Annotated in this window: 17 protein-coding genes; 14 read left to right on the forward strand and 3 right to left on the reverse strand. The window is 40.0% G+C overall.

Annotated features, from left to right (window positions below):
• Positions 1 to 54 precede the first annotated feature (54 nt).
• The gene (locus tag IPMB12_RS05225) at positions 55 to 702 is read left to right on the forward strand and encodes a GntR family transcriptional regulator (RefSeq protein ID WP_208293561.1); all 648 of its coding nucleotides are present in this window, start codon (positions 55 to 57) and stop codon (positions 700 to 702) included.
• Positions 703 to 813: 111 nt separating this feature from the next.
• On the opposite strand, the gene aroE is transcribed toward IPMB12_RS05225, so the two are convergent.
• On the reverse strand, positions 814 to 1,644 hold the full coding sequence (aroE, locus tag IPMB12_RS05230) for a shikimate dehydrogenase (RefSeq protein WP_166915616.1): 831 nt from the start codon (positions 1,642 to 1,644) through the stop codon (positions 814 to 816).
• Between the two features lie 325 nt (positions 1,645 to 1,969).
• Here aroE and IPMB12_RS05235 point away from each other — a divergent pair, with 325 nt between their 5' ends.
• The 4 genes from IPMB12_RS05235 to IPMB12_RS05250 all read left to right on the forward strand — a co-directional run bounded on the left by IPMB12_RS05235 (position 1,970) and on the right by IPMB12_RS05250 (position 7,616).
• Positions 1,970 to 3,028 (forward strand): Gfo/Idh/MocA family protein, encoded by a 1,059-nt coding sequence (locus IPMB12_RS05235; protein WP_166915618.1) that lies wholly within the window; start codon positions 1,970 to 1,972, stop codon positions 3,026 to 3,028.
• Positions 3,029 to 3,342: 314 nt separating this feature from the next.
• Positions 3,343 to 4,671: a hypothetical protein gene (locus IPMB12_RS05240; protein WP_166915620.1), complete on the forward strand. Its 1,329-nt coding sequence runs from the start codon at positions 3,343 to 3,345 to the stop codon at positions 4,669 to 4,671.
• Positions 4,672 to 5,000: 329 nt separating this feature from the next.
• On the forward strand, positions 5,001 to 6,203 hold the full coding sequence (locus IPMB12_RS05245) for an MFS transporter (RefSeq protein WP_166915622.1): 1,203 nt from the start codon (positions 5,001 to 5,003) through the stop codon (positions 6,201 to 6,203).
• Between the two features lie 207 nt (positions 6,204 to 6,410).
• The gene (locus tag IPMB12_RS05250) at positions 6,411 to 7,616 is read left to right on the forward strand and encodes an MFS transporter (protein ID WP_166915624.1); all 1,206 of its coding nucleotides are present in this window, start codon (positions 6,411 to 6,413) and stop codon (positions 7,614 to 7,616) included.
• 310 nt (positions 7,617 to 7,926) lie between these two features.
• On the opposite strand, the gene argE is transcribed toward IPMB12_RS05250, so the two are convergent.
• Positions 7,927 to 9,075: an acetylornithine deacetylase gene (gene argE, locus IPMB12_RS05255; protein ID WP_166917701.1), complete on the reverse strand. Its 1,149-nt coding sequence runs from the start codon at positions 9,073 to 9,075 to the stop codon at positions 7,927 to 7,929.
• Between the two features lie 172 nt (positions 9,076 to 9,247).
• Between argE and argC the strand changes: the two genes are divergently transcribed.
• The 7 genes from argC to creD all read left to right on the forward strand — a co-directional run bounded on the left by argC (position 9,248) and on the right by creD (position 17,168).
• Positions 9,248 to 10,258 carry an N-acetyl-gamma-glutamyl-phosphate reductase gene (gene argC, locus IPMB12_RS05260; RefSeq protein WP_166915626.1) on the forward strand — a complete coding sequence of 337 codons (1,011 nt, stop codon included), beginning with the start codon at positions 9,248 to 9,250 and terminating at the stop codon, positions 10,256 to 10,258.
• A 20-nt stretch (positions 10,259 to 10,278) separates the two neighbouring features.
• Complete coding sequence (gene argB / locus IPMB12_RS05265) at positions 10,279 to 11,052, forward strand: acetylglutamate kinase (protein WP_166915628.1); 774 nt, start codon at positions 10,279 to 10,281, stop codon at positions 11,050 to 11,052.
• Between the two features lie 55 nt (positions 11,053 to 11,107).
• A complete protein-coding gene (locus IPMB12_RS05270; protein WP_166915630.1) occupies positions 11,108 to 12,328 on the forward strand; it encodes an argininosuccinate synthase in 1,221 nt (406 codons plus the stop codon).
• A 114-nt stretch (positions 12,329 to 12,442) separates the two neighbouring features.
• Positions 12,443 to 13,816, forward strand: a complete 1,374-nt coding sequence (argH, locus tag IPMB12_RS05275) for an argininosuccinate lyase (protein WP_166915632.1) — start codon at positions 12,443 to 12,445, stop codon at positions 13,814 to 13,816.
• Positions 13,817 to 14,101: 285 nt separating this feature from the next.
• Entirely contained in the window at positions 14,102 to 15,013 is a 912-nt protein-coding gene (oxyR, locus tag IPMB12_RS05280; RefSeq protein ID WP_166915634.1) for a DNA-binding transcriptional regulator OxyR, read from the forward strand.
• Positions 15,013 to 15,690, forward strand: a complete 678-nt coding sequence (gene fabR, locus IPMB12_RS05285; RefSeq protein WP_166915636.1) for an HTH-type transcriptional repressor FabR — start codon at positions 15,013 to 15,015, stop codon at positions 15,688 to 15,690. Before oxyR ends, fabR begins: the two co-directional genes overlap by 1 nt.
• A gap of 98 nt (positions 15,691 to 15,788) precedes the next feature.
• On the forward strand, positions 15,789 to 17,168 hold the full coding sequence (gene creD / locus IPMB12_RS05290) for a cell envelope integrity protein CreD (protein ID WP_166915638.1): 1,380 nt from the start codon (positions 15,789 to 15,791) through the stop codon (positions 17,166 to 17,168).
• A gap of 67 nt (positions 17,169 to 17,235) precedes the next feature.
• Here creD and IPMB12_RS05295 read toward each other — a convergent pair whose 3' ends face one another.
• The gene (locus IPMB12_RS05295) at positions 17,236 to 18,642 is read right to left on the reverse strand and encodes a sodium:proton antiporter (RefSeq protein WP_166915640.1); all 1,407 of its coding nucleotides are present in this window, start codon (positions 18,640 to 18,642) and stop codon (positions 17,236 to 17,238) included.
• A 171-nt stretch (positions 18,643 to 18,813) separates the two neighbouring features.
• Here IPMB12_RS05295 and IPMB12_RS05300 point away from each other — a divergent pair, with 171 nt between their 5' ends.
• Positions 18,814 to 24,027, forward strand: a complete 5,214-nt coding sequence (locus tag IPMB12_RS05300) for an alpha-2-macroglobulin family protein (protein ID WP_166915643.1) — start codon at positions 18,814 to 18,816, stop codon at positions 24,025 to 24,027.
• Positions 24,028 to 24,112: 85 nt separating this feature from the next.
• A complete protein-coding gene (gene pbpC / locus IPMB12_RS05305) occupies positions 24,113 to 26,449 on the forward strand; it encodes a peptidoglycan glycosyltransferase PbpC (RefSeq protein WP_166915645.1) in 2,337 nt (778 codons plus the stop codon).
• Positions 26,450 to 26,465: the final 16 nt, after the last annotated feature.

Genomic DNA, 26,465 nt, shown 5'->3' on the forward strand with positions numbered 1-26,465 from the left:
ATACAATGATTTCTCTTTTATTTTTCAGATAGTGATTACAACAGCATTATGCCAATGACTAAATCAAATCAAGCCTATGAATTACTGGAAGAAATGATTACATTTCAGGATCTGGCTCCGGGAAGTATGGTTTCTGAATCGATACTTGTTGAATTAACCGGAATGGGACGCAGCCCTGTGCGTGAAGCTTTGCAGCGTCTGGCGAATGATAAGATGATTGAAATCTATCCCTCTAAGGGCATTTTAATTAAACCTATTTCTGTAGAAACTCAGTTAAAACTTTTAGAAGTCAGACGCTTTATTGGCGAATATACAAATAGAATGGCTGCGTGTCGCGCGACGATGGAACATAGAAAAGAGATGCTGCAAATTATTGATGAACTAAACAAAATTGAGCAAATGGATCAGCTCAAGATGTTGTTTAAACTTTTAAAGCGCATTCATCAGTTAACCATTTTAGCTGCACAAAATGAGTATTTAGATCTGGTTTTATCACCTTTACAAGGTCTTGCGCGAAGGTTCTGGCTAGCGCATTTAGATAACCGGGCAGAGGAATTAAAAAAAGTTGCTCATCTGTATGCTGTTAAGTTACACGCTATTTCTTGTAGTGATGAGAATGCAGCGGGGGCAGCATCATTAAATATTAATAACTATTTTACTGAATATACTTATAAAACCTTATCCGGTATTGTTAAATTATAGTGAACTGAATAAGGGGCAAAATGCCATCATTACACTCTTTATCAAAGAGTAAAAATAAAAAAAAGCCGGCTTAAATATTAATTTAGGCCGGCTTTAAATTTTTCAGATTAACTATTTAGATAGCGCATCAATAACGGCCTGAACGGCGTCTTTAGATAAGTTTTTACCTGTCCACGCTTTGAACTGTGCATCAGCTTGTCCGATGAACATTTCACGACCAGAGATAGATTCCCAGCCAGCTTCTTCCGCATATTTGCGAAATAGTGTGACATAAGGCGTATAAACGATATCATAAGCGATACCTTTTTTACCTTTAAACCATTCAGCTTTATATGGGCTTTCGTCTTCGTATTTACCTTTCATCCCAAGTGGCGAAGCATTAACGATGATTTGTGCATCAACAGTATCACGTTTATCCCAAGAGATAGTTTTTAAGTTAAAATCTTTAGCTAATTTAGCTGGCAGATCTTCAACAATATCAGTGACTGTAATGTCTGTATAACCAAGATCTTGTAATCCAACCACTGCAGCACGCGCAGCACCACCAGCACCAAGGATTAGAATCTTTTTATAAGCCGGATTTGGCTTATTTGCCTGAAGTGGTGCCATAAATCCGATAATATCGGTATTGTCGCCACAAAGTTTGTCACCTTCCCAATAAATCAGATTAGCTGCACCAATTTTTTTTACACGATCTGTAACTTTATCTAAGTAAGGAAGAATCGTTTGTTTATGAGGAATCGTTACACTACAACCTCTGATGTTTAGTAAGCGGATAGCTTCCATAAACGTCGCAATTTTTTCAGGCGGAGTAGGGAAAGAATAATAAGCAGCATTAATGCCGTTATCTTTGAAAGATGTGTTGTGAATTAACGGACTCATACTTTGTCCGAGTGGGTAACCAAGAATACCATAGATATTTGGTACTGAGATCTGACTCATGAAAATCCCCTTAAAGATAAATTACAAATAAAATTTTTGACGAGATACACGCCATTAAATCATAAAATGAAGACATCTCTAATATACGAGCAAACAAATTACAATTAAATAGAAATATTATCAACATGTTAAATATATGATGAATTTCACATAAATAAAAAAAATCCTGTTCTATTAATTGTTTCGATATTGTCTCAGAAAAAATATCGCAGTATAAACCTGAGAGGCGTTTTAATTTTTATAACTTATTAATATTTCATAATTTTATTCTAGAATCGGAATTTTCAGATTTTTAAACTATGGCTAAAATACTGGGAGCTTATAAATGGCAAATACAAGAATTGTGGTCGTTGGAGCTGGTTTGATCGGTAAAAGACATATTGAAGCGGTGAATAAAGCTGAAGGTGTTGAAATGTCAGCTATCATCGAGCCAATGCCTTCAGGTAAAGAAGTAGCAGGAAAAGAAGGATTACCTCTGTTTCAAAATTTAACTGATTTATTAAAAGCTAAGCAACCGGTTGATGCGGTGATTTTAGCCACACCAAATGCTTTACATGTTCCTGGTGGTCTGGAGTGTATTGAAGCAGGATTGCCGGTATTAGTTGAAAAGCCACTAGCGGAAAGTGTGGAAGCGGGCAGAAAGCTGGTTGAAGCGGGAGAGAAAGCGGGTATCCCGGTCTTAACCGGCCATCATCGTCGTTATAATCCACTGATTGCCAGAGCGCGTAAAATTGTCAAAGAAGATCAGCGCTTAGGTAAGCTAACCATTGTTAATGGGATGTGCTGGTTTTTAAAAGGTGATGACTATTTTGATGTCGCATGGCGTAAACAAAAAGGTGGAGGTCCTATTTTAATTAATCTGGTACATGTTATTGATGACTTAAGAAATATTGCCGGTGATATTGAAAGCGTGCAGGCGATTTCATCTAATGGTACAAGAAATCATGAAGTTGAGGATACTGCAGCCATTTTAATTCGTTTTACAAATGGTGCACTTGGTACCTTGAGTATTTCAGATTGTGCAGCTGCACCATGGAGCTGGGAACTAACAGCTAATGAGAATCCTGCCTATCCTTATACTGATCAATCTTGTTATTTGTTTGCTGGTACTCATGGCTCACTGGCGGTACCAAATAATCAGTTGTGGCGCTACGCAGATGATAAACGAGGCTGGTGGCAGACAATATATCAGGAAAAGCAAAACCATCCTGTTTCAGAAGATATTGACCCACTTATTGTGCAGGCTGCTCATTTAGGAGCTGTTGTACGCGGTGAAGCAGAGCCAATTATGACTGGCAGAGAGGGGTTACGATCTTTAGAAGCGACTTTTGCAGTGAAAGAGTCAGCTGAAAATGGCGGTAAGATTATTCATTTAAAAAATTAATCCATTAATTGACTGATAAAATGAACTTCTCTGATATGAATAATCAATCAGAGAAGTTTATATGTATCCAGATTATCTCAGAAAATAATCTACCTTTATCTTGATAGAGTTCTTCTATTTGAATTATACCTCAGCCTTAGTCATTTCCTACTAAACCGATATAGCTATCCAATTTATTATTTTGTATAATTCAGAGAAATAAATAAAACTATTGATTTTGAGCATAAAAACCTTATATAAATAAGTAATTGGCGTCTTTTATATTTAAAAATCAAATAATAATAAAATAAGTAGTAATTGGGATAAAACTGAAAATGTTAAGAAGAAATGTAAAGCTAAGCTTGCTATTGACTACTCTTGTCTCCGGATCGGCAATTGCACTATTGTCAGCATCCACAGTACAAACTATCAAAGGCGAGGCTCCGGTAATCAGTTTGGATAGCGGAGCATCGAAGATAGCCACTTTGAATGAAGTGATCACTGTAAAATTACCAAATGGTACAATTGTAACGCCAGCTGAATCTGCAACGACAATCTTTACATCAATCGCTCCTTTTAATCAGTTTATAACTGCAGTAGAAGCAAATAATACATATCAGTATCTGCCAGAAAGTTATTTTTATGATATTAATGGTGATACTCCCAAAGCGAGTTTGCCTGTCAATGGTAGAGTAAGGGCTACATGGACTAATGTTACAGGGGCTGTGGTGACAAATTTAGCTGCTAATTTAGATCCTTGTGATGCTCCTTATAAACTCACTTTGAATGCAACAGCAACAACAGTATCATCTCAGTATGGTGATCCACTATCGACATTATATCCGGGAGTCTCGACTGTTTATACTATTGATACTGATCCCAGTTTAGCTCGGGTATGTTATTTAAGACCAGGTAGTATGGGTAAAAATCAGGACTGGGTTGGTTTTGTTAATGATACAACCAATGGTCCGTGGAACTCTACTGCTTACACTGCCATAGATCCAAATGGCGGTGGCGGTTACTCCAGCGATTTCGTGCCAGGTAAAGGCTTTATACCAACACCTACGGCGTCTTCTCCTGCTGGTGCTAAGTTCCCAACGACAGGATTTTCTAAGGCAACTTTCCAGTTGATTATGAGTGGCGGGCAAGCTAAGTATACTTATTCTGTTTCTGCAAGTCCTGCAGGGTCTGTGACCATTGATGCAACGGGACTCGTGACACTTGTCTCTAAACCGTCAGGTACTGTGACGTTATCAGCTACTCCTATAGCCGGTGGCCCAACAATTAATTATCCGTTTAATATTGGTTTATGGGCAACTGTGCAACCAGCTTTCGGTTTATATGCAGTTACTGCAGCTCAGTGTACGACCAGACCCTTAACTCGTGCTGAATATACTAACTCTCCGCGTAAAAATGTTGTACAACCACCAAACTGGTATCCAACGAATAACTATTTCTCTCGTGTGATTGATGGTTCACTGGGTGGTGAATGGGGGAGTTTACCACTTTATACTGATTCCGGCTGGGTTGGGGGGGCTATGTATTATTGGACGAGTGATTCAGCCGATGGTTCTACCGCTAACTATATTTTAAATGTGGTTAAAGGTCAGATTGGAAAGGGTCAGACTGGTTCATTAAGTGCTTATGTTGCCTGTTTAGGTTAATTTTTATATTAAATAAAATCAATATATTATATTGTTTTAATGTTTCTGATTTTAACTGATTTACTTACTTGTTTTATATCTGCTTAAGGCGCTCAATGATCGAGCGCCTTTCTGTTTCTTTTTCTACAATTTCTATTTTTAAAATATTAAGTTAACGTCAGAGATAGGCATATTCTCTATTTTTTGTGAGTAAAATTTGTGAACTATGCGTGGTTTTAACCATAAAAATTAATTTGTTCCTTTGAGAATCAAATCGATAGCAGTATATTGTTACCAATTTAGTTTTAATATTTTAATAAGTTAAGTTTTAGTTTAAGGAAATTGAGAGTATGAAAGTTAGCAATCCATATGGCATTGTAGGGTCGATTTATGCCAATTATATTATTCAAAGTATCTCATTGATTGTCATAATGCAGTTTTCTTTGGCATTATCACAGCAGTTAGATACAGATTTAGTTGGTATTGGATATGTTGCATCAGGGATTGGTATTGGTAAAATTTTACTCATGTTTGTTGGTGGTATTCTTTCTGACAAATATGGACGTAAGCCGTTTATTTTCATCGGTATGACGTGTTATGCATCATTCTATATTGGTATGTTATTTTGCACTGATATTCATGTAGCATTCTTTTTAGCGATTTTGGTTGGTGCAGGTAACTCATTCCTTGATACCGGCTCAATGCCAGCACTTACAGAAAACTTCCCTCGTGCAGCAGGCACAGCTAGCGTTCTGATTAAAGCATTTATCTCGATTGGTACCTTGATTCTTCCTTTCATTGTGGCATTTATTTATAGCAATGAACTTTGGTTTGGTTGGGCATTTATGGGCTTTTTGGCTTTTCTGGCTATCAATGCGTTGTTGCTATTACCGAAAAAATTCCCATCTAAAAATACCGTTATTGCAGGTTCAGCTTCAGCAGAAGGTGATACTAACTATTTCATTGGCAAGCCAAATATGTTTTTGGAAGGTGTTTGTTTAATTATTATGGGATTCACAACAACAGCGACGTTCGCCATTATCATGCAGTGGATGCCGGAAATCGCTAAACAAGCAGTTGGGATGGAAATGACTGAAGCCAGTAAGCTTATTAGTTATTACAGTATTGGTTCTATTATCTCTGTGTTCTTTACTGCATACATTGTTAAAAAACATGTGAAACCTTTATATTGCATCATTATTTTACCTTTATTATCCGGTTTAATTCTCTTGATGTTCTTATTTAATATCTCTCCTCTGATGTGTAAGATTGTTGCCTTTGGCATGGGCTTCACCGCTGCTGGTGGAGTGTTGCAATTAACACTGGTTGTTATGCAACAACTTTTCCCTTCGCGTAAAGGTTTTGCTGTTGGTATTGTTTATACTCTGAGTGGTTTTTCATTCATTGTCATTCCATTAATTGTGCCAACATTGGCATTAACTGATGTGCGTTATGTCATTGTATTAAATATGTTAATCGCTTTTGCTAGTGTTCTATTAGCGTCGATTGTCTATTTCAGATTTAAAAAAGTTATCGATATGAAGAAAATTTAATGGATTAAATTTTATAAAAATTAAAGCTGTGCAGATAAAAAATAAAAACCTTAGTAAAAAAGTGGTTATTAATTGAACAGTCAGATAAATTCTGTTAACTAGATCAATATTTTATCTATTTTAATTACTTCAATATTTTAGGGAATAAGGTATATTGAGCACAGTTTATCAGATTTGTATGTATATAAAATTTAAGGGAAATTTAAAATGAGTGAAAAGCAACCTAGTAACCCATATAGTATAGTGGGTTCTATTTATACCAACTATGTATTTTTAAGTATTACGATCGTTGTTATCATGCAGTTCCGTGATGCTATCGGTCTGCAATTTAATACAGACGTTGTTGGTATTGGTTATATTGCATCAGGTCTGGGGATTGGTAAGATTATTCCTCTACTTGTTGGTGGTGTTTTATCTGATAAATTTGGTCGTAAGCCATTTATTATTATGGGTAATTTGTTATATGTTGTCTTCTATTTAGGCTTCTTATCAACAACAAATATCCATGTTGCTTTTGCCTTAACCGTGCTTGTTGGTGTGGGTAACTCTTTCCTTGATACCGGTTCAATGCCAGCGTTAACAGAAAACTTCCCTCAATCAGCGGGTACAGCAAACGTACTTGTTAAAGCTGCGGTAGCGCTGGGTACCTTTATTATTCCGTTTATCGTTGCTTTCGTTTACATGAACGATATCTGGTATGGCTGGGCATTTATTACTTTTGCAGCAGCGTTCGCATTAAATGCAGCGTTTGTTTCAACTCGAACATTCCCATCAACAAAAGTGGTGATCTCTGCTAAAGCAGGCGCTGATTCTAACTACTTTATTGCTAAACCAAAAATGTCTATTGAAGGTATTGCACTTATTTTATTAGGTTTTACTTCAACAGCAACTTTTATGATTGTTCAACAATGGATGCCAACAATTGCTATTGAAGCAACAGGTATGCCAGCACTTGAAGCAAACAAGTTATTAAGTTATTACAGCTTAGGTTCTATCATTGCGTGTTTCGTGATTGCAACTGTAGTTAAAAAACTAATTAAACCAGTTTATTGTATCTTAATGTTCCCAATTCTTTCATGTATCGTTCTTGGTGTGTTCTTAATTGATATTACTCCAACAATGTGTAAAATTGCGTCATTTGCAATTGGCTTTACTGCAGCAGGTGGTGCATTACAATTAGCACTAGTTGTAATGTCTCAACTATTCCCAACCAAAAAAGGTTTTGCAGTGGGTTCAATTTATACATTAAGTGGTTTATCAGTTATCGTTGGACCGTTAGTTATTCCAAGTTTAGCGGTACACAATGCAAGTTATGCAATTGTATTTAACTTAGGTGTAACTGCTCTAAGCGTACTATTTGCAGCGATTGTTAACGTGCGTTACCGTAAAGTTATCGATATGACAAAAATCTAATTGATGCTTGTTTAAATATTAAAATAAAAAACCACCGTAATTAGGTGGTTTTTTTATGAGTCTGAGATTTTGTTTTGGGTTGTTATTAGCATGCTTGGTGGGTGGGGAGCATGCCCCGCACGCGTGTATGTTTTTGAGGTGTGGCTACACTGGGATTTGGTTGCTGGGGGTTATACCCCGAATGGGCCTCTTTTGGTGTGGTCAGCCATCAAGCCCACAGAACAGGCAACATCACCAGAAACATTGCGCATGGGCGGCGCAGTCCGCCCCAAACTCAATGCTAATAACAAGACTAAATCCAAAACGATAACTACAAACAAAAACTAGTGATCAGTTTTTTCAGGAGTAAATCAGTAGGCTTAATAAAATCCATATCTAAAAACTCATCTGCCTGATGAGCCTGGTCGATTGAACCGGGGCCTAAAATAATGGCTGGAGCAATCTGATTAATGTAGGGAGCTTCAGTACTGTAATTTGCTGTTTCTGCCTGATGTTTAGCCAGTGATTCTACCTGTTTTAATGCCGGGCTCTGTGCCAGACATTCATAACCCGGAATTGGCATATTCTCATATTCAATAGCAATACGATCTGGCCACTGCTGCATAATTGGTTTTAGTTCTTTATGTAAAAGTTCGTAGAGATCTTCCAGATGCATGTCCGGCAGAGGGCGCATATCCATTACCAGTTCACAATGACCACAGATTCGATTAGCCGCATCACCGCCATGAATGTGACCTAAATTAAGGGTTGGATAAGGAATCTGAAAACTATCATTATGATATTTAGTTTTGAGCTTATTTCTGAGTTTTAGCAGACGAGCAATGACCTGATGCATAATTTCAAGGGCATTAATGCCTTTCTCCGGATCGCTGGAGTGCCCCGATTTACCAATCACTTTAATCACATTAGCAACATGCCCTTTATGTGCACGGATTGGAATAAGCCCGGTAGGCTCACCGATAATGGCACAATCAGGCTTAAGTGTAGCAGTTTTGGCAAAATAGATGGCTCCAGCCATGGTCGTTTCTTCATCAGCAGTAGCCAAAATATGTAATGGTTTTTTTAATTTGGTAAGGTCGATATCACGTATCGCTTCTAACACAAAAGCAAAAAAACCTTTCATATCAATAGTACCTAGTCCGTAAAGACGATTATCTTGCTGAGTGAGTTTAAACGGATCTTTTGTCCATTGTTCTTCATCAAAAGGTACAGTATCAGTATGCCCACTCAGGAGTAATCCGCCTGTTCCTGTGCCATAGCTGGCTAGTAGATTGAGTTTATTTCTGGAAAAAGGCACTTCTTCTAAAGTAATCGTAAAACCGAGCTCTTCAAGCCAGTCCGCCAGTTTTTCAATCACTAGTTTATTACTTTGATCCAGCTCAGGATTACTGGAGCTAATGGACGGGCTGCTGATTAGTTCATTGTACATATTAAGAAAAGAAGGAATACTCATATTTATGTGCCTTAATCTTTCATGAATCGGGAATATCATTTAAATAAAGTTATTTATAATATAAGTTAAAGTGAAATAAAATTCAAAATAAATGAATAAAAATTCATTTTTGTGTTGAGTTTCATCATAACTTTGTCTATATTATTGCATAATAAACAATATAAGGATGAAAATATTTATGCTTAAAGCGTTAATTGTTGGGGCGAGTGGATATGCCGGAGCAGAGTTGGCTCGTTATTTAAGTCGTCATCCTGAGGTGGAAATTTCCGCCTTAACTGTTTCTGAAAAAAGTGCCGATGCAGGGAAATTAATTTCCGATTATGATCTTCACCCGCAGTTAAAGGGCATTGTCGATTTACCGCTCATTGGTACTTCAAATTATGATGACTTGATTACCGATATTGATATCGTTTTTTTAGCGACAGAACATTCAGTCAGTCATGATATTGCTCCTTATTTTCTCAAACACGGATGTACTGTGTTTGACCTTTCCGGTGCATTCCGGGTCAATCAAAAAGCATTTTATACCGATTACTATGGCTTTACTCATGCCCATAATCACTGGCTGGATAAAGCAGCTTATGGTCTGGCAGAATGGAATCAGGAACAAATTAAAACAGCACAACTTATTGCTGTACCAGGCTGTTATCCGACAGCGGCTCAGCTGGCTTTAAAACCAATTATTGAAGAAGAATTACTGAATACTTCTCAGTGGCCAGTGATTAATGCTGTGAGCGGAGTGAGCGGGGCTGGTCGTAAGGCATCATTGAGAAATAGTTTTTGTGAAGTGAGTCTGCATGCTTACGGCCTGTTTACTCATCGTCATCAGCCGGAAATTGTTGCTCACTTAGGACAGGACGTGATTTTCACCCCCCATTTAGGGAGTTTTAAACAAGGAATTCACGCTACGATTACCTGTCGTATCAAAGCAGGCATAACACAAGAAGCTGTGTTAGCTGCATTTAATAAATATTATGAAGACAAGCCTCTGGTACGTGTTTATCAAAAAGACTGGCCGTCATTAAAGTCAGTAATTGGCTTGCCATTTTGTGATATTGGATTTAAGGTCAATGGTGAACATCTTATCATCATCGCTGTTGAAGATAATCTGTTAAAAGGTGCGGCAGCTCAGGCTGTACAGTGTATGAATATTCGTTTTGGATTTAACGAGACAACCTCGCTGTTGTAACGTCAATAAGGATGACAAATATGAAACCATTAGTGATTAAATTAGGCGGTGTATTACTTGACACCAAAGAAGCACTAAATAATCTTTTTATTGCAATTAATCATTATCAGAAGAAATCAGCAAGACCCATTGTGATTGTTCACGGTGGTGGTTGCGTGGTTGATGAGTTAATGCATAAACTCTCACTGCCTGTAGTCAGACGTAACGGACTGCGCGTCACACCTAAAGAGCAGATTGATGTGATTGTTGGCGCACTGGCAGGTAGTGCAAATAAAACCCTGCTGGCAGAAGCGAAAAAACACCACTTATCCGGCATTGGTTTATGTTTAGCTGATGGGAACAGTGTCAACGTGACTCAGATTTCTGATGATTTAGGCCATGTTGGCCATGCCACCGCAGGCTCTCCGGTATTGATTAATTCCCTGCTACAATCAGGACATCTGCCAATTGTCAGTTCTATTGGTATTACATCAAGTGGTGAAATGATGAACGTGAATGCTGACCATGCAGCTGTTGCTCTGGCACAAACACTTGACGCTGATTTGATCCTGCTATCTGATGTGGCCGGTGTACTTGATGCCAATAAACAACGAATCGCAGTGTTAACCACCACTCAGGCGGAAGAACTGATAACTCAGGGTGTTATTACCGATGGGATGGTGGTTAAAGTACGCTCAGCACTGGAGGCGGCGCAGATGCTTGGTCATCCGATTGATATAGCCAGCTGGAAAGATACTGATAAGTTAATGGCACTGTTTGCTGGCCAGCCAACAGGTACTCGTATGATGGGATAATTCCCATAACAGACAGATATACTCTTCGTAAATGTAAATTGAAAGGACAATAGCAATGAAACAATCTGAAATCAAAAAAGTCGTTTTAGCATATTCCGGTGGACTGGATACTTCGGCGATTATTCCATGGTTAAAAGAGAACTATGAAGGCTGTGAAGTTGTGGCATTTGTTGCAAACGTGGGACAGGATCAGCAAGAGCTGGTCGATGTTGAGAAAAAGGCTTTAGCGTCTGGCGCATCATCTTGTTTTATTGTCGATCTACGTGAAGAGTTTGTGAAAGATTATGTTTATCCAGTATTAAAAACCGGAGCACTATATGAAGGAACTTATCTGCTTGGTACTTCAATGGCTCGTCCAATCATTGCTAAAGCTCAGGTAGAAGTGGCCTTAAAAGTAGGTGCAGATGCACTTTGTCATGGTGCAACAGGTAAGGGTAATGATCAGGTGCGTTTTGAAACAACGTATACAGCACTTGCGCCTCATTTAAAAGTGATTGCACCGTGGCGTGAATGGAATTTACGTTCTCGTGAAGCGCTGCTCAATTATTTAAAAGAACGTAATATTCCAACTACAGCATCACTGGAAAAAATTTATAGTCGCGATGAAAATGCCTGGCATATCTCAACTGAAGGTGGTGTACTGGAAAGTACCTGGAATGCAGCTAATGCTGATTGCTGGGCGTGGACAGTATCACCGGAAGAAGCACCAGACAAAGCTGAGCTGGTTACGATTGGTATTAAAAAAGGTGAAGTTGTTTCAGTGAATGGTAAAGAGTTATCGCCTTATCACTGTGTGTCTCTGCTTAATCAAATTGGTGCCAAACATGGTATTGGCCGCGTGGATATTATTGAAAACCGTCTGGTTGGAATTAAATCACGTGGTTGTTATGAGACTCCGGGTGGTACCATTATGATTGAAGCACTACGTGGACTGGAACAACTGGTTCTGGATCGCGACAGTTTTAAATGGCGTGAACAACTTGGACTAGAGATGTCTTACGTGGTTTATGATGGGCGCTGGTTTGCACCATATCGTCGTTCACTGCAAGCTGCAGCAGAAGTGCTGGCAGAAGACGTGACTGGTGAAGTGATTGTCAAACTGTACAAAGGCAGTGCGACAGCGATTCAAAAGAAATCACCAAATAGCCTGTATAACGAAGAGTTTGCTACATTTGGTGAAGATGAAGTATATGACCACAGCCATGCGGGCGGGTTTATTCGTCTGTTCTCTTTATCATCACGTATTCGTGCATTAAACGAAGAGAAGAAAAAGTAAGTCAGACACTACAATAAGCTAAATTCAAAGTATCAGGGCAGTGCAAACTGCCCTGTTGTTATCAGCTAAGAAGAGCAACAAAACAGATAAAATAATCAAAAGTTGAGGTTCAATATGGCACTATGGGGTGGACGTTTTAGTCAGGCGGCAGATCAGCGTTTTAAACAATTTAATGATTCTTTGCGTTTTGATTATCGCTTAGCTGAACAAGATATTGTCGGCTCAATTGGCTGGTCAAAGGCACTGGTCACCGTTAACGTATTAACTGCGACTGAACAGCAAATACTTGAAGCAGCACTTAATGAGTTACTCAAAGAAGTACAGACTGACCCTGTTAGAATTTGTCAAAGTGATGCAGAAGATATCCATAGCTGGGTTGAACAGCAATTGATTAATAAAGTGGGTGATTTAGGTAAAAAACTGCATACCGGTCGTAGCCGTAATGACCAGGTGGCAACTGATTTAAAATTGTGGTGTAAAGATCAAATTCCACTTATCTTAGCTGCGATCAAGCAACTACAAACTCATCTGGTTGAGACAGCAGAAAAATATCAGGATGCGGTAATGCCAGGTTATACCCATTTGCAGCGTGCTCAGCCAGTTACTTTTGCTCATTGGTGTTTAGCCTATTTTGAGATGCTTAAACGTGATGAAAGTCGTTTGAGTGATACTTTAGCGAGGCTTGATGTTAGTCCGCTTGGCTGCGGAGCGCTGGCAGGGACTGCGTATCCGATGGATCGTGAACAACTGGCGCACTGGCTTGGTTTCCAAAGTGCAACAAATAATAGTTTAGATACGGTCTCTGATCGGGATCATGTTATGGAGCTGCTAAGTAACGCCACTATCAGCATGAACCATCTGACTCGTTTGGCGGAAGATTTAATTTTCTTTAATAGTGGTGAAGCGAATTTTATTGAGCTTTCTGATCGCGTTACTTCTGGTTCATCGCTGATGCCACAAAAAAAGAACCCAGATGCGTTAGAACTAATTCGTGGTAAAAGTGGACGAGTTTTTGGTGCCTTAAGCGGTGCAGTGATGACCTTTAAGAGTTTACCACTGGCTTATAACAAAGATATGCAGGAAGACAAAGAACATTTATTTGATGCGCTAGATACTTGGTACGACTGTCTGGAAATGGCCTCACTGGTACTCGAAGATATTCAGATTAACTACGCAAGATGTAAAGAGGCTGCGCTACAAGGTTATGCTAATGCGACAGAGTTGGCTGATTATTTGGTTGCCAAAGGTGTACCATTTAGAGATGCGCACCATATAGTGGGCGAAGCGGTAGTTGGTGCAATTGCGAAACAAAAAATGTTGGAAGATTTATCGCTTGGTGAATTGCAACAATTCTGTGCAAAAATTGAGTCAGATGTGTATCCTGCATTATCGCTGGAGTCCTGTTTGTCCAAGCGTTGTGCTAAGGGGGGTGTTGCTCCAGAGCAAGTCAAATTTGCTATTGCACAGGCTAAAGGTTATTTAGGCTAAGCTCATTTTATCGTCAATTTTAATCAGATAAGCAAGAGAATTGTTTCTGTTGTATCTCTATTTATGGTATAAATATGAGTGTTGATTCGAATCAAGACAATCAATTAAAAAATAATAAATTTGGTACCATACAGCTAATAATAACTCACAGGTTTAGGCCAGAGCTTACTTTATTAGCCAGTATTTTTATTTATCAAAAAGGAAAATGTATATATTTATAATGACTTAGCATATAAAGATAGCTATAATCCATGAAAATATATATACACCTATATAGGGGAATCTATGAATATTCGAGATTTAGAATATTTTGTTGCTCTTGCTGAATACCGTCACTTCCGTAAAGCTGCTGATGCTTGTAACGTTAGCCAACCAACATTAAGTGGTCAGGTTCGTAAATTAGAAGATGAACTGGGCGTAATGTTGCTTGAAAGAACCAGCCGTAAAGTTCTTTTCACCCAAACCGGTTTAATGCTGGTTGAACAAGCCCGCGAAGTTTTACGTAATGTCCAAATTTTCAAAGAGATGGCGAGTAAACAAGGCGAGGAAATGTCCGGGCCAATGCATATCGGCTTAATTCCAACTGTTGCCCCTTATCTTTTACCTCATGTTATTTCTCTTTTACACGAAAGCTACCCACAACTTGAAATTTATCTGCATGAAGCACAAACCAGCGTAATTGTTGCTCAGCTTGAACAAGGTAAACTAGATTGTGCTATTTTAGCTGCGGTAAGAGAAAGCGAACCATTTATTGAGTTACCGCTGTTTGATGAGCCAATGTGTTTAGCTGTTCCGAGTGCACACGAGTTATCTAAGATCAAAACAGTGAAATTATCTGATCTGCAAGGTGAAAAATTCTTAATGCTGGCTGACGGACATTGTCTGCGTGATCACGCAATGGGATATTGCTTCCAGGCAGGAATTGATGAAGATAAACGCTTCAGAGCAACCAGCTTAGAAACGCTCAGAAGTATGATTGCAGCAGGACGCGGTATTACATTATTCCCTGAACTTGCGGCTCCAAAAGAGCGCTGCCGTGATAATGTTTGCTATATTCAATGTTCAGATCCGGTTCCAATGCGAACGATTGAACTAATTTATCGTCCAGGTTCTCCGTTACGTGCTCGTTATGAGCAAATTGCGAAGAAGATCAAAGATCATATGGCTGACGTTTTTACTCAACGACGTAAAGCATAATGAAAAGCCCGGCGGGACGAACACAATCAGCCAGTACTATTGGTGTTCGTGCTCAACAAAAAGAGCGTACTCGTAGAACATTGATTGAAGCAGCCTTTACTCAGCTAAACGCTGAGCAAGGGTTTGCTAGTCTCAGTCTGCGCGAAGTCGCCAGAGAAGCAGGTATCGCTCCAACTTCATTTTATCGTCATTTTCGTGATATGGATGAGCTGGGACTTGCGATGGTTGATGAAAGTGGTTTAACACTTCGTCAACTAATGCGTCAGGCGCGTAAGCGCATTGAAAAGGGCGGCAGTGTGATTCAAACTTCTGTCACTACATTTATTGAGTTCATCGAAAATAATCCTAAAACATTTCTGTTGTTACTGCGTGAACGGGCAGGGACATCAGCAGCTTTTCGTCTGGCTATTGCTAGAGAAATTCAGCACTTTATTGTCGAGCTGGCAGACTATCTGGATAATGCGAATAGTATGCCGCGTCGCTTTAATGAAGCGCAGGCCGAAGCGATGGTCACTGTGGTATTTAACTCTGGAGCAGAAGCGATTGATTTTGAGCCCTCTCAGCGCGATCAATTGATTAATAAATTAATCTTTCAACTACGTATGATCTCTCGCGGTGCCTATTATTTATATCGCAGAGAACAGGAAAAAGCCCAGTACGAAGCCGAAGCAAAATAAATTTATTCACTTCACATTCACTTCACACAAAACACATCTTCTATTCACATTAAGTTTTTATAATTCCGTCATTATTCATCTATTTGCGGAGTTACAGCATGTTACATCGATTAGCCTTAATGTGGAAAATCCTTGCGTTACTGGGGATTACTATTGTTCTTCTGATACCAACTACTATGGTTATGAATATGATTTGGGAGCGCTCTGAGTACCAGCGTGAAGTGGTGAACTCTGTAGCGAGTAGTTCCAGCGGTCCACAAACTGTCATTGGTCCTATTATTGTACAGCCTTATACGATTGAACGTGTTGAGTTGGTTAATAATAAACAGCGTGTAGTAGTAGAACATAAAATGCTGCGCTACTATTTACCAGAAGATCTGAAAATTACGGCTGATGCGAATATCACCACTCGTAATATCGGTATTTATCAGAGCCAAATTTATCAAACGGATATTAACTTTTCCGGGCGTTTTGCTGATTTAAAAACTCAGGATTTAGATTCACCCAATGTTACTTTAGATCGCCCGTATGTGATTATGATGATCTCTGATACGCGCGGGATTATGCAGGTTCCACTAATGACTTTTGGTGATGATAAAATCAAATTTGAACCGGGGATTAAAAATGCCAATGGTTCTGGTGGCAAAGGGATTAATGCACCACTTACTTTTGCACAGCTTGAACAAGCTAAACTTGATTTTAACTTTAATTTAAAACTGCTTGGGACGGGCTCACTGTCTGTTGTACCGCTGGGTAATTCCAGTGAATATCAATTAACTGGCAACTGGCCACACCCTAATTTTGTGGGTTCATCTCTACCGGTAACAAGAACAGTAACGGATGATGGCTTTACTGCATCATGGCAAAGTTCGTGGTATGCCAATAACATTAATAGTCTCTTTGAAAAAGACCGTCTGGTTGAGACGGGTGGCGGTATTTGCTCTTATTCAGGATATAGTTGCTTTACTACTTTTGATACCAGCTTTGTGGAAACGGTTGATCAGTACCAGTTAACAGAACGTTCGGTAAAATATGCGATTTTATTTATTGCATTAACATTTATTGCTTTCTTCCTGTTTGAAACATTAAAACAGCTACGTATTCACCCAATTCAGTATGCACTGGTTGGGATGGCGCTTGTTTTATTCTATGTGGTACTGCTGGCACTGTCTGAGCATATTGATTTCTTATTGGCTTATATTTTGGCTTCTCTGGCATGTAGTGGCTTAATTGGCTTTTATCTGTCAGCGATTCTTAAGGGTGTGATGAGAGGGGCATTATTTGCCATTGGTTTACTGGTTTTATATGCAATTTTGTACGCGGTTATGAATTCAGAAGGTAATGCATTATTACTTGGTGCACTATTACTGTTTAGTGTACTGGCTGGAATTATGACACTGACTCGTAAGATTGACTGGTATCAGTTATCACAAGGTCGTGAGCAGGTAAGTAATAATCAGATTATTGAAGAAAAATAAAAACTGCAATAAAATCAATAACTTAAAAAATATAAGTTATTGATTTTATTTATGAAACTGACTCTGATTAGAAGAAAATAAAGGTCAAAATTAAGAATACAGGGAGTAAAATACAGACTGACCATTTCATATAGCCAAAGAAACTTGGCATCTTGATTTGGTGTTGTGCAGCGATACTTTTCACCATAAAGTTTGGTGCGTTACCAATATAGGTTAATGCCCCCATAAATACGGAGCCCATAGAGATGGCAAGCAGCGTTTTCTCCAGAGGACCCATTAAGGTGACCGGATCGCCAGCAGCTAAGTTGAAGAACACTAAATAAGTTGGTGCATTATCCAGGAATCCTGACAGTGTACCAGTTAACCAGAAGTACATCGTATTAATTGGTTCACCGGCTTTATCAGAAACCAGTGAAACAACCGGAGAAAGCGCTCCCTGATAGCCGGCTTTTAAAATGGCCAGTACCGGAGCGATAGTAATGAAGATACCGGCAAATAATTTAGCCACTTCAAGAATAGGCTCCCAGTTAAATTGATTGCTGGAACGTACCTGCTTTGGAGTGATCATTAAAGAGGCCATGGTAATGGCGATAAGTAACAGGTCACGAATTAAATTAGGTAAATCGATTGAACTGCCAAGAATCGTGTAAGTTTGTTCTGATTTCCAGAAACCGGATAACAGGACGCTACCAATGACACCTAACAGTAACAGGATGTTCCATTTACCAAAAATCTGTAATTTATTGTTGGTTGGTGTTGGATCGCGATCGGTAATTTCGTCATCTTTTTTATAGTAGAAGTTATCAATAAAATAAAAAATAATCAGAAGCAGTACAGAGGTGATTAATACTGGCAGGAACATATGGCCTGTTGTCCAGAAGAAATCAACACCTTTTAAAAAGCCGATGAACAGTGGTGGATCACCAAGCGGGGTTAAACCACCGCCGATATTAGCGACTAAAAAGATAAAAAAGACGATGACGTGTACTTTGTGTTTACGGTTATCATTAGCACGAATTAATGGACGAATCAGCAGCATAGCAGCACCGGTTGTCCCCATAATAGAGGCTAAGATAGTCCCAATTGCCAGTAGTATGGTATTAAATTTAGGTGAACCCTGAAAATTACCGCGGATTAAAATACCGCCTGATACAGTAAACAGGGCTAACAGTAATAAAATAAAAGGGATGAATTCTTCGATTACCGCGTGAGCGATAACACCAACAGAGGCACCAAAACCAAATACAGCGGTAAAAGGAATTAGAAAGATCATCGACCATAAAAAGGTAATCTTGCCGTAATGATGATGCCAGATGGTCGGAATAATTAACGGGCAAAGAGCGATAGAGAGCAAAATTCCAGCAAAGGGAATACCCCAAAAGAGGGATAATGAAGCGCCATCAAGTGGTGCTGCAAAAGTTAAATTAGGTAGCAATAATAGTGTAAGTAGCGCAGTAATCGATCGGATATTCATTGTTTTTAATGTGTTATCAAAATAGATACCAGATTATAACAGGTTTTTCTATTCAGGGTAGGAAAACAGGGGCTGAGTTTTATACAGTAATGAATGTAAAATAATTTGAACAATGATATTATAGGCGCGTTTCTGAGTATAAAAATATGGATAATAAAAGCGAGGTTTGGAATGTTAACAAATATATCTTTAGGGTGTAAAAAAGCACTCATTATAGGTTGTTTATTAGCACTGGTTGGTTGTGATGATTCGGCAAAGCAAAATACAGAAGCGGCAAACAATGCTGTGACTGAGGTAATTGCTGCTGAAGCAGCATCAGCAAATGGAATTGATGAAACAACAGAACAACTTGTTGTTGATCAGGCTGTAACGGCAGAGTCTGATTCTACTGAACAAGTGACGACAACAGAAAATACAGTACCTGATGCTGTAACTCAAACCCCTTTAAATACACAGAATTCAGATGCATTAAAGCAGCAATATCAAAATAAACCTCTTAAAATTTTAGATACCTCTGAGCTGATCCTTGATGGTGCTAGTACGCTGGTAGTGACATTTTCAATGCCACTTGACCCGACACAAGATTTTTCATCGGTAGCCCGTTTAGTTGATAAAAGTAATGGGATTGTTGATGGTCAGTGGGAGCTTTCGGATAATGGTATGGAACTACGTTATCGCTATCTTGAGCCGGAACGTAAGCTGATCGTTACTATCTATAAACAAATTAAAGGGATCACTGGTGTTCAGTTAAATCAGGATTATCAGACTGAAATTGAAACGCGTTCAAGACAGCCGATGGTTGGGTTCTCAAGTAGAGGTTCTTTATTACCTAGTCAGTCTAAAGCCGGATTGCCAGTGATGACATTAAATGTCGATCGTGTTGATGTGAACTTCTTCCGGGTTAAAGAAGAGTATCTCTATCAGTTTATGCGCGACTACGGCAACCTTACTCAACTGTCTGTATGGGATAGTCAATATACTTCAAAATATACTGAGCTGGTTTATTCTGGACGTTTTGATTTAAAACCTCGTCAAAATGTGCAGGAGAGTGTGCAGTTAGACCTGGCTGCTATTGAACCACTAAAGAAAACGGGCATCTATTTAGCGGTCATGAATCAGTCCGGTAATTATGCTTATAGCAATCCGGCTTCAATTTTCTCAATCAGTAATATCGGCGTGTCAGCACATTTATACCAAGGCGCATCACTTATGGTTTATGCACAAGCGTTAGATACAGGTAAACCTTTACAAGACGTGCGTTTATCACTGATTTTTGAACAAAATGGTGAATATTCTGGTGTCTATCCTGATATCGATCGCACTGATGAAAATGGTTTTGCTGAGTTGATTGATTTTGGTAGCTTAAAAGCCAGTAATGGTGCCAGAGTTCTTCTACTTGCTGATGATGGCAGTCAGACTTCCTTAGTAGAACTTAACCGTGGTGCACTGGATTTAAGTGAGTTTAATATCACTGGTGCTTCTCATTACACCAAGCAACTATTTACTTTTGGACCACGTGATCTGTATCGCCCGGGTGAAAAAGTATTTATGAATGCGCTATTGCGTGACGCTGATGGTCAGATGTTACCTAAGCAACCGATTAAAGTTGATATCATTCGTCCGGATGGTACCTCTGCTTATGAGTACGTCTGGCAGCAAAGTGCACCGGGCTTCTATCAGACAGATTTTATTGTGCCAACTGATGGCGCAACTGGTAAATGGTCATTTAAATTCAATTTAGGTGATGATGATTTCCGTTATGCAAATTTCTCCGTTGAAGAGTTCTTACCTGAGCGTATGGCAATGGAACTCACACCTCCGTCAACTAAGCCAATTTTAAACAGTCAGAATGTAAATTTTGATATTAAAGGCTGGTACCTGTACGGTGCGCCGGCAGCAGGTAATGAGTTACAAGGCCAAATCTATTTAAAAACACAGCGTACTATCGCTGGTCTGCCAGGATTCCAGATTGGTGCGCTGGGAGATTCCACAGTAGCACGCCAACTTACTGATATCGCACAAATTATGGATAATGCCGGTTTAACCACGGTTACAGTTAATAGTCAAAACTGGGTCAATATTAAATCTCCGGTTGAAGTGGTCTTACAGGCAAGCCTGCTTGATGCTGGTGGGCGTCCGGTAAATCGCCGTGTCGCTCAGACTGTGTGGCCAAAAGCACAAATGCCAGCGGTAAGAGCACTGTTTGGTGAAAGTGAATATTATGACTGGAGTAGTGATCGTTATGTCACTCGTCCAACTGTTGATGTGGATTCTCCGGCAAGTTTTGAGATCGCTTATGTCGATATGGAAGGTAATAAACTTGCCAGTAATTCACTGGTAGCGCGTGTAGTTAAAGAACGCCGTGATTATTACTGGACTTGGTCGGCATCAGAAGGATGGAGATACCAGTATAATCAAAAAGAGTTTGTGGTAGCAGAAGACAATTTAACGGTGACTAAAGATAACGTCGCTAAGTTTACCTTTATTACTGATGACTGGGGTTCTTATCGTTTAGAAGTTGTAGATAAGAAAAGCAATATTGTGAGTAATATGCGTTTCTGGAGTGGTTATACCTGGGGTGATAATACTAATGGTACAGGTTCAGTCAGACCAGATCAGGTCAAATTAAGTATTGATAAATCCTCTTATCAGGTGGGTGATACTGCGATTGTTCATGTTGAAGCACCTGCAGCAGGTACAGGCTATATTGCTGTTGAAAGCAATGAACGTATGCTTTGGTCACAAGCGCTGACTGTTGGTGAAGGTGGTGTTGATGTTGAAATTCCGATTGAAGACTGGAAACGTCACGACCTGTACATTACTGCGGTGGTAGTCCGCCCAAGTGAGCAACTTGAAGTACAGACAATTAAACGTGCAATTGGTCTGTTATATTTACCAATTAACGTTGCTGATCGTCAGGTCAATCTAACTATTGATGCACCACAAAATGTGTTACCAAGTCGTACGATACCGGTTAAGGTTAAAGTGGATTCTGCAACGCTGGATTCGACTAAACCAGTGACTGTGTTGCTTTCTGCTGTTGATTCTGGTGTGTTAAATATTACTAACTTTGTAACACCGGATCCGTTTACTGCACTTCTGGGACGTAAACGTTATGACGTAGATATGTATGATGTTTATGGCAAGTTAATTGAAGGTCAGGGACGTCTGATCAGTACCAGCTTCGGTGGTGATAGTGACGAGTCTGATGCACTTGAACGTGGTGGTAAAAAACCATTAACTGAAGTGAAAATTGTTGCTCAGCAGCTTGAAACCGTACAACTGGATGAAAATGGTGAAGCAACCCTGCAACTGGTTCTGCCTGACTTTAACGGTGAGTTACGTTTAATGGCACAAGTCTGGGATGAGTCACGCTTTGGTAAAGCAGAACAGAAAATGACTGTTGCTGCACCAATGGTGGTTGAGTTATCTACACCTCGCTTTATGTCTGGCGGAGATCGCAGCATCATGGCGCTGGATATTCATAACTTAACGGATTCAGCTCAACAAGTAACAGTTTCAGTACAAACATCAGGTCTGGTTATGGCTGAATCAGCAAAAGATATGACACTGTCTTTTGCTGCGAAAGAACGTCAAATCCTGCAAGTACCAATCATTGCTGATTATGGTTATGGTCAGGGGACGATTCGTATCGATGTGAAAGGGCTGGTGATTCCGAATAATCCGGAAACTGTCATTAGTCGTAGCTGGAAGATTGGCGTGCGTCCTGCTTATAACGCAGAACTTCGTCCTGATTCATTTATTCTGCCGGCAGGGAAAACCTGGACACTGACTCAGGATATGGTAAGTGGACTGATTCCAAATACTGTTGAAAGTCAGCTGGTGGTTGCAAGTGTTCCGGTGATTAATATTGCTCAGTATATCAGGCAGCTGTTTGCTTATCCGTATGGGTGTTTAGAACAAACCATTAGTGGTTTATATCCGTCACTGTATGCCAATAAAGAGCAACTGGATCTATTAGGTATTCAAACAGATTCAGATGAAGCGCGTCGCCGTTCAGTGGATATTGGTATTGAGCGTATTTTAAATATGCAACGTAGCAATGGTGGCTTTGGTCTGTGGTCAAAAGAGAGTGAAGAAGAGTATTGGTTAACCGTTTATGCGACTGACTTCTTATTACGTGCGCGTGAACGTGGATACAGCGTTAATACTAAGGCTCTTGACCGTGCACTTAACCGTATTGGTGAATATCTGTATGATAGCTCAGCATTCTATAATTTAAACAGCTATGGTGATTCATCACGTATCAGTTATGTGCAATTTGCTGCAAAATCTTATGCTGCGATGATTTTAGCGCGTCAAAATAAACTCACACCGGCAGTACGTAATGAAATCAACCGTTTATATTTACTGGCAACGGATGATAAGAATAGCAACATGCTTAAATCCGCAGTACCTGTTGCGCATTTAGCTATTGCAGCAAAATATGCTGGTTACAATAAACCATCTGAAGAGTTAATGAAGTTGGCTTTTACCACTAAACGTGAAGGTAACTACTACTGGCCGGATGATTATGGTACATCTGTACGTGATAACTCTCTGATTCTGTCTATTTTACTGGAAAATGACATGTATCCGAAGTATCAGGATCAATACTTAGTTTCATTATCTAAAGCACTGGATAATCGTGCTTACTTCTCAACTCAAGAGATGAATTCACTATTTATGTCTGGCTGGTTACTGAATCAGAAGAACGCGTCTAATTCATGGGAAATCGTTCTTAACGGTGAGAAAGTGACAAACACTAAACCGATGACGAAATCTTATACTATTGAAGAGCTTAGAAAAGGTATCTCGGTTGAGAATACCTCTAAAAACAGTTCTTTATATGTGAAGTTTGATGTGTCAGGTTATCCAAATAAACCACCAATGCCAACTGCTAACAATCAGCCTCTGGTGATCAATCGTAGTTACTATGATTTAGAAGGTAACAAAACGTCGATCGATAACCTGAAAGTTGGTGATATGGTCGTGGTTTATTTAGAAGTTAAGGCTAACCGCCGTATTACTGATGCTTTAGTGATTGATTTACTGCCAGCTGGTTTAGAACTTGAGAACCAGAATCTGGAAAACAGTAGCGTTAGTATTAGTGGTATTCCGGCGTTGAGTGAACTGCTTAAACGTGAAAATAGTTATGATGTTAAGTACCGTGAATATCGTGATGATCGTTTTGTCGCGGCTGTTGACGTATCTAACTCCTACTATGGTTATGGTTATACCAAACGCTTAATGTACTTAGCACGTGCAGTCACTCCGGGTACTTATATGGTTCCAGCTCCTTATGTTGAGTCAATGTATCGTGCGGAATGGTTTGCTATTGGTAAAACTATCGACATGATGACCATTAAAGATAAAGCTAATTAATTTGTCTTTAAATTAATGATGAATATATCCGTCTTTATGACGGATATATTTTTGGAGCAAAGTCATCATTTGGAGTAAAGTAACAATGAAGATATGGCGCTGGAAGAAAAAATGGTTGGTGCTGTTGCTATCGCCATTTTTGCTATTTCTGTCATTTTTACTGGCTGATAAGCTCTATCCTCTACCTGTGACCTCACAAAGAACCACGCAAACTATTCTGGCTGAAAATGGTACTCCGATGTGGCGTTTTGCTGATGAGCATGGTATCTGGCGTTATCCTGTGACACTGGATGAAGTCCCTGATTATTATCTTGAAGCGCTGCTTGGCTATGAGGATCGCTGGTTCTATCATCATTTTGGTATCAATCCTTTTGCTATTGTTCGTGCTGCGTGGCAGTACGTGACAACGGGGCGAATTGTCTCTGGAGGCAGTACCTTATCTATGCAGGTTGCTCGTCTGCTTGAACCTCATGATAAGACGCTACTGGGTAAGCTCCATCAGGTATTTAGAACTCTACAGCTTGAGTGGCATTATTCAAAAGATGAAATTCTGACGCTATATATCAACCGAGCCCCTTATGGCGGCACGCTGGAGGGAATTGGTGCTGCCAGCTGGTCTTATCTGGGCAAACCACCCAGTCAAATTACTCGTAGTGAAGCTGTGCTGCTGGCAGTTTTACCTCAGGCGCCCAGTCGTTTAAGGCCTGACCGTTATCCTGAGCGTGCTCAGGCTGCACGGGATAAGGTGCTGGACAGACTGGCAGAATTTGAAATCTGGCCACCAGAAATTATTGAACAGGTGGCACAACAGGAAGTCTGGGTCTTTCCGCGTAAAACACCACAGCTTGCGCCTTTACTGGCAAGACGTTTGAGCCAGCAATATCCACGTCAGCCAATTATTCGTACTACAATTGATGCATCACTGCAGTATACGCTGGAGGATGCCGCCATGAACTGGAAGAACCGGCTACCGGCTAAATCATCACTGGCCATTCTTGTTGTTGATCATACGGATATGACGGTCAAAAGTTATGTGGGTTCAATTGATTTCAACGATAATGGTCGTTTTGGGCAGGTTGATATGATCCGGGCGTGGCGTTCGCCGGGTTCAACACTTAAGCCCTTTTTATATGGTTTTGCGCTGGATGAAGGAATAATTCACTCTGAATCTTTATTACAGGATATACCGCGTGTAGCCAGTGATTACCGTCCTTCTAACTTTGATACTGGTTTTAGTGGCCCGGTTGGTGCAGCAGAGTCGCTGCTGCGCTCCTTAAATTTGCCAGCCGTTCAGCTGATGGAAATATATGGCGCTAAGCGATTTACTTCAAAACTTTATCAGGTTGGACTGCGCTTACAATCAGCGGGCGGAGAACCAAACCTTTCTTATATCTTAGGTGGAGCTGCGAGCCAGATGGATCAACTGGTTGCTGCTTATAGTGCATTTGCTCGTGACGGCAAAGCAGCACAACTCAGATTTATGCCAACTGATCCGTTAATTGAAAAGCAACTGATGGGAGAAGGCGCTGCCTGGGTGGTACGCCGGATTTTGTCTGGTGATGGCAGACCGCCATTAAATCGCTCTGTCTCTGACATCGTGCCACTGGGCTGGAAGACCGGCACCAGTTATGGGTTTAGGGACGCGTGGGCGGTAGGGGTTAATCCTCGCTATCTGATTGGCGTATGGGTAGGCAGGCCTGACGGAACACCTATTGTTGGACAACAAGGCCGTATCACCGCGGTACCGATTCTGGAACAGATTAATGGTATTTTGATGAATCGGGAGCTTAATCAATATCGTCCGTTACCAACAGATCCTAAACCTGATTCAGTCTCCAGTGTGACGACCTGCTGGCCGTCAGGTGAAGTACTGGATAAAGAGGATCCTAATTGCCATCGCAGTCAGCGTGGCTGGGCGATTAATCAAATGATACCACCAACGTTAGATATGGTGAGTACACTAAATAATCCCACTTATCGTGCTGGCTGGTTAAAAATCTGGGTCAATGAGCAGGGATTGCGCGTTGCTGCTGATTGTTCCGGAGCTATTGAGAAACAAATTGCCCTGTGGCCAGTCGGACTGGAAAAATGGATTCAGCCAAATGAACGCCGTAGTACATTGATTCCACAGATGGATCAGGATTGCCCGGTACCTGGTGAGAGTAACTACTCTCAATTGCTTGTAACAGGTATCATCAATAATCAATTTGTCAGGGCATTACCAGGACACAATGAATTAACTTTATCCCTTAACAGCCAGGGTGGATTTGGTTCTCGCTGGTGGTTTTTGGATGGCGAGTTAATTGATACACTTAGGGAAGGTGCCAAACTTGAGTTGACATTAACTAAGCGGGGCGTCCATAATCTGTTGTTATTAGATGAAAGTGGTCAGATTGACCGGATTAAATTTACATTTGAATAGGTTTATTAGCCTGAGA

Source organism: Zophobihabitans entericus (assembly GCF_011745665.1).
In the GTDB taxonomy this organism is placed as follows: Bacteria; Pseudomonadota; Gammaproteobacteria; order Enterobacterales; family Orbaceae; genus Zophobihabitans; species Zophobihabitans entericus.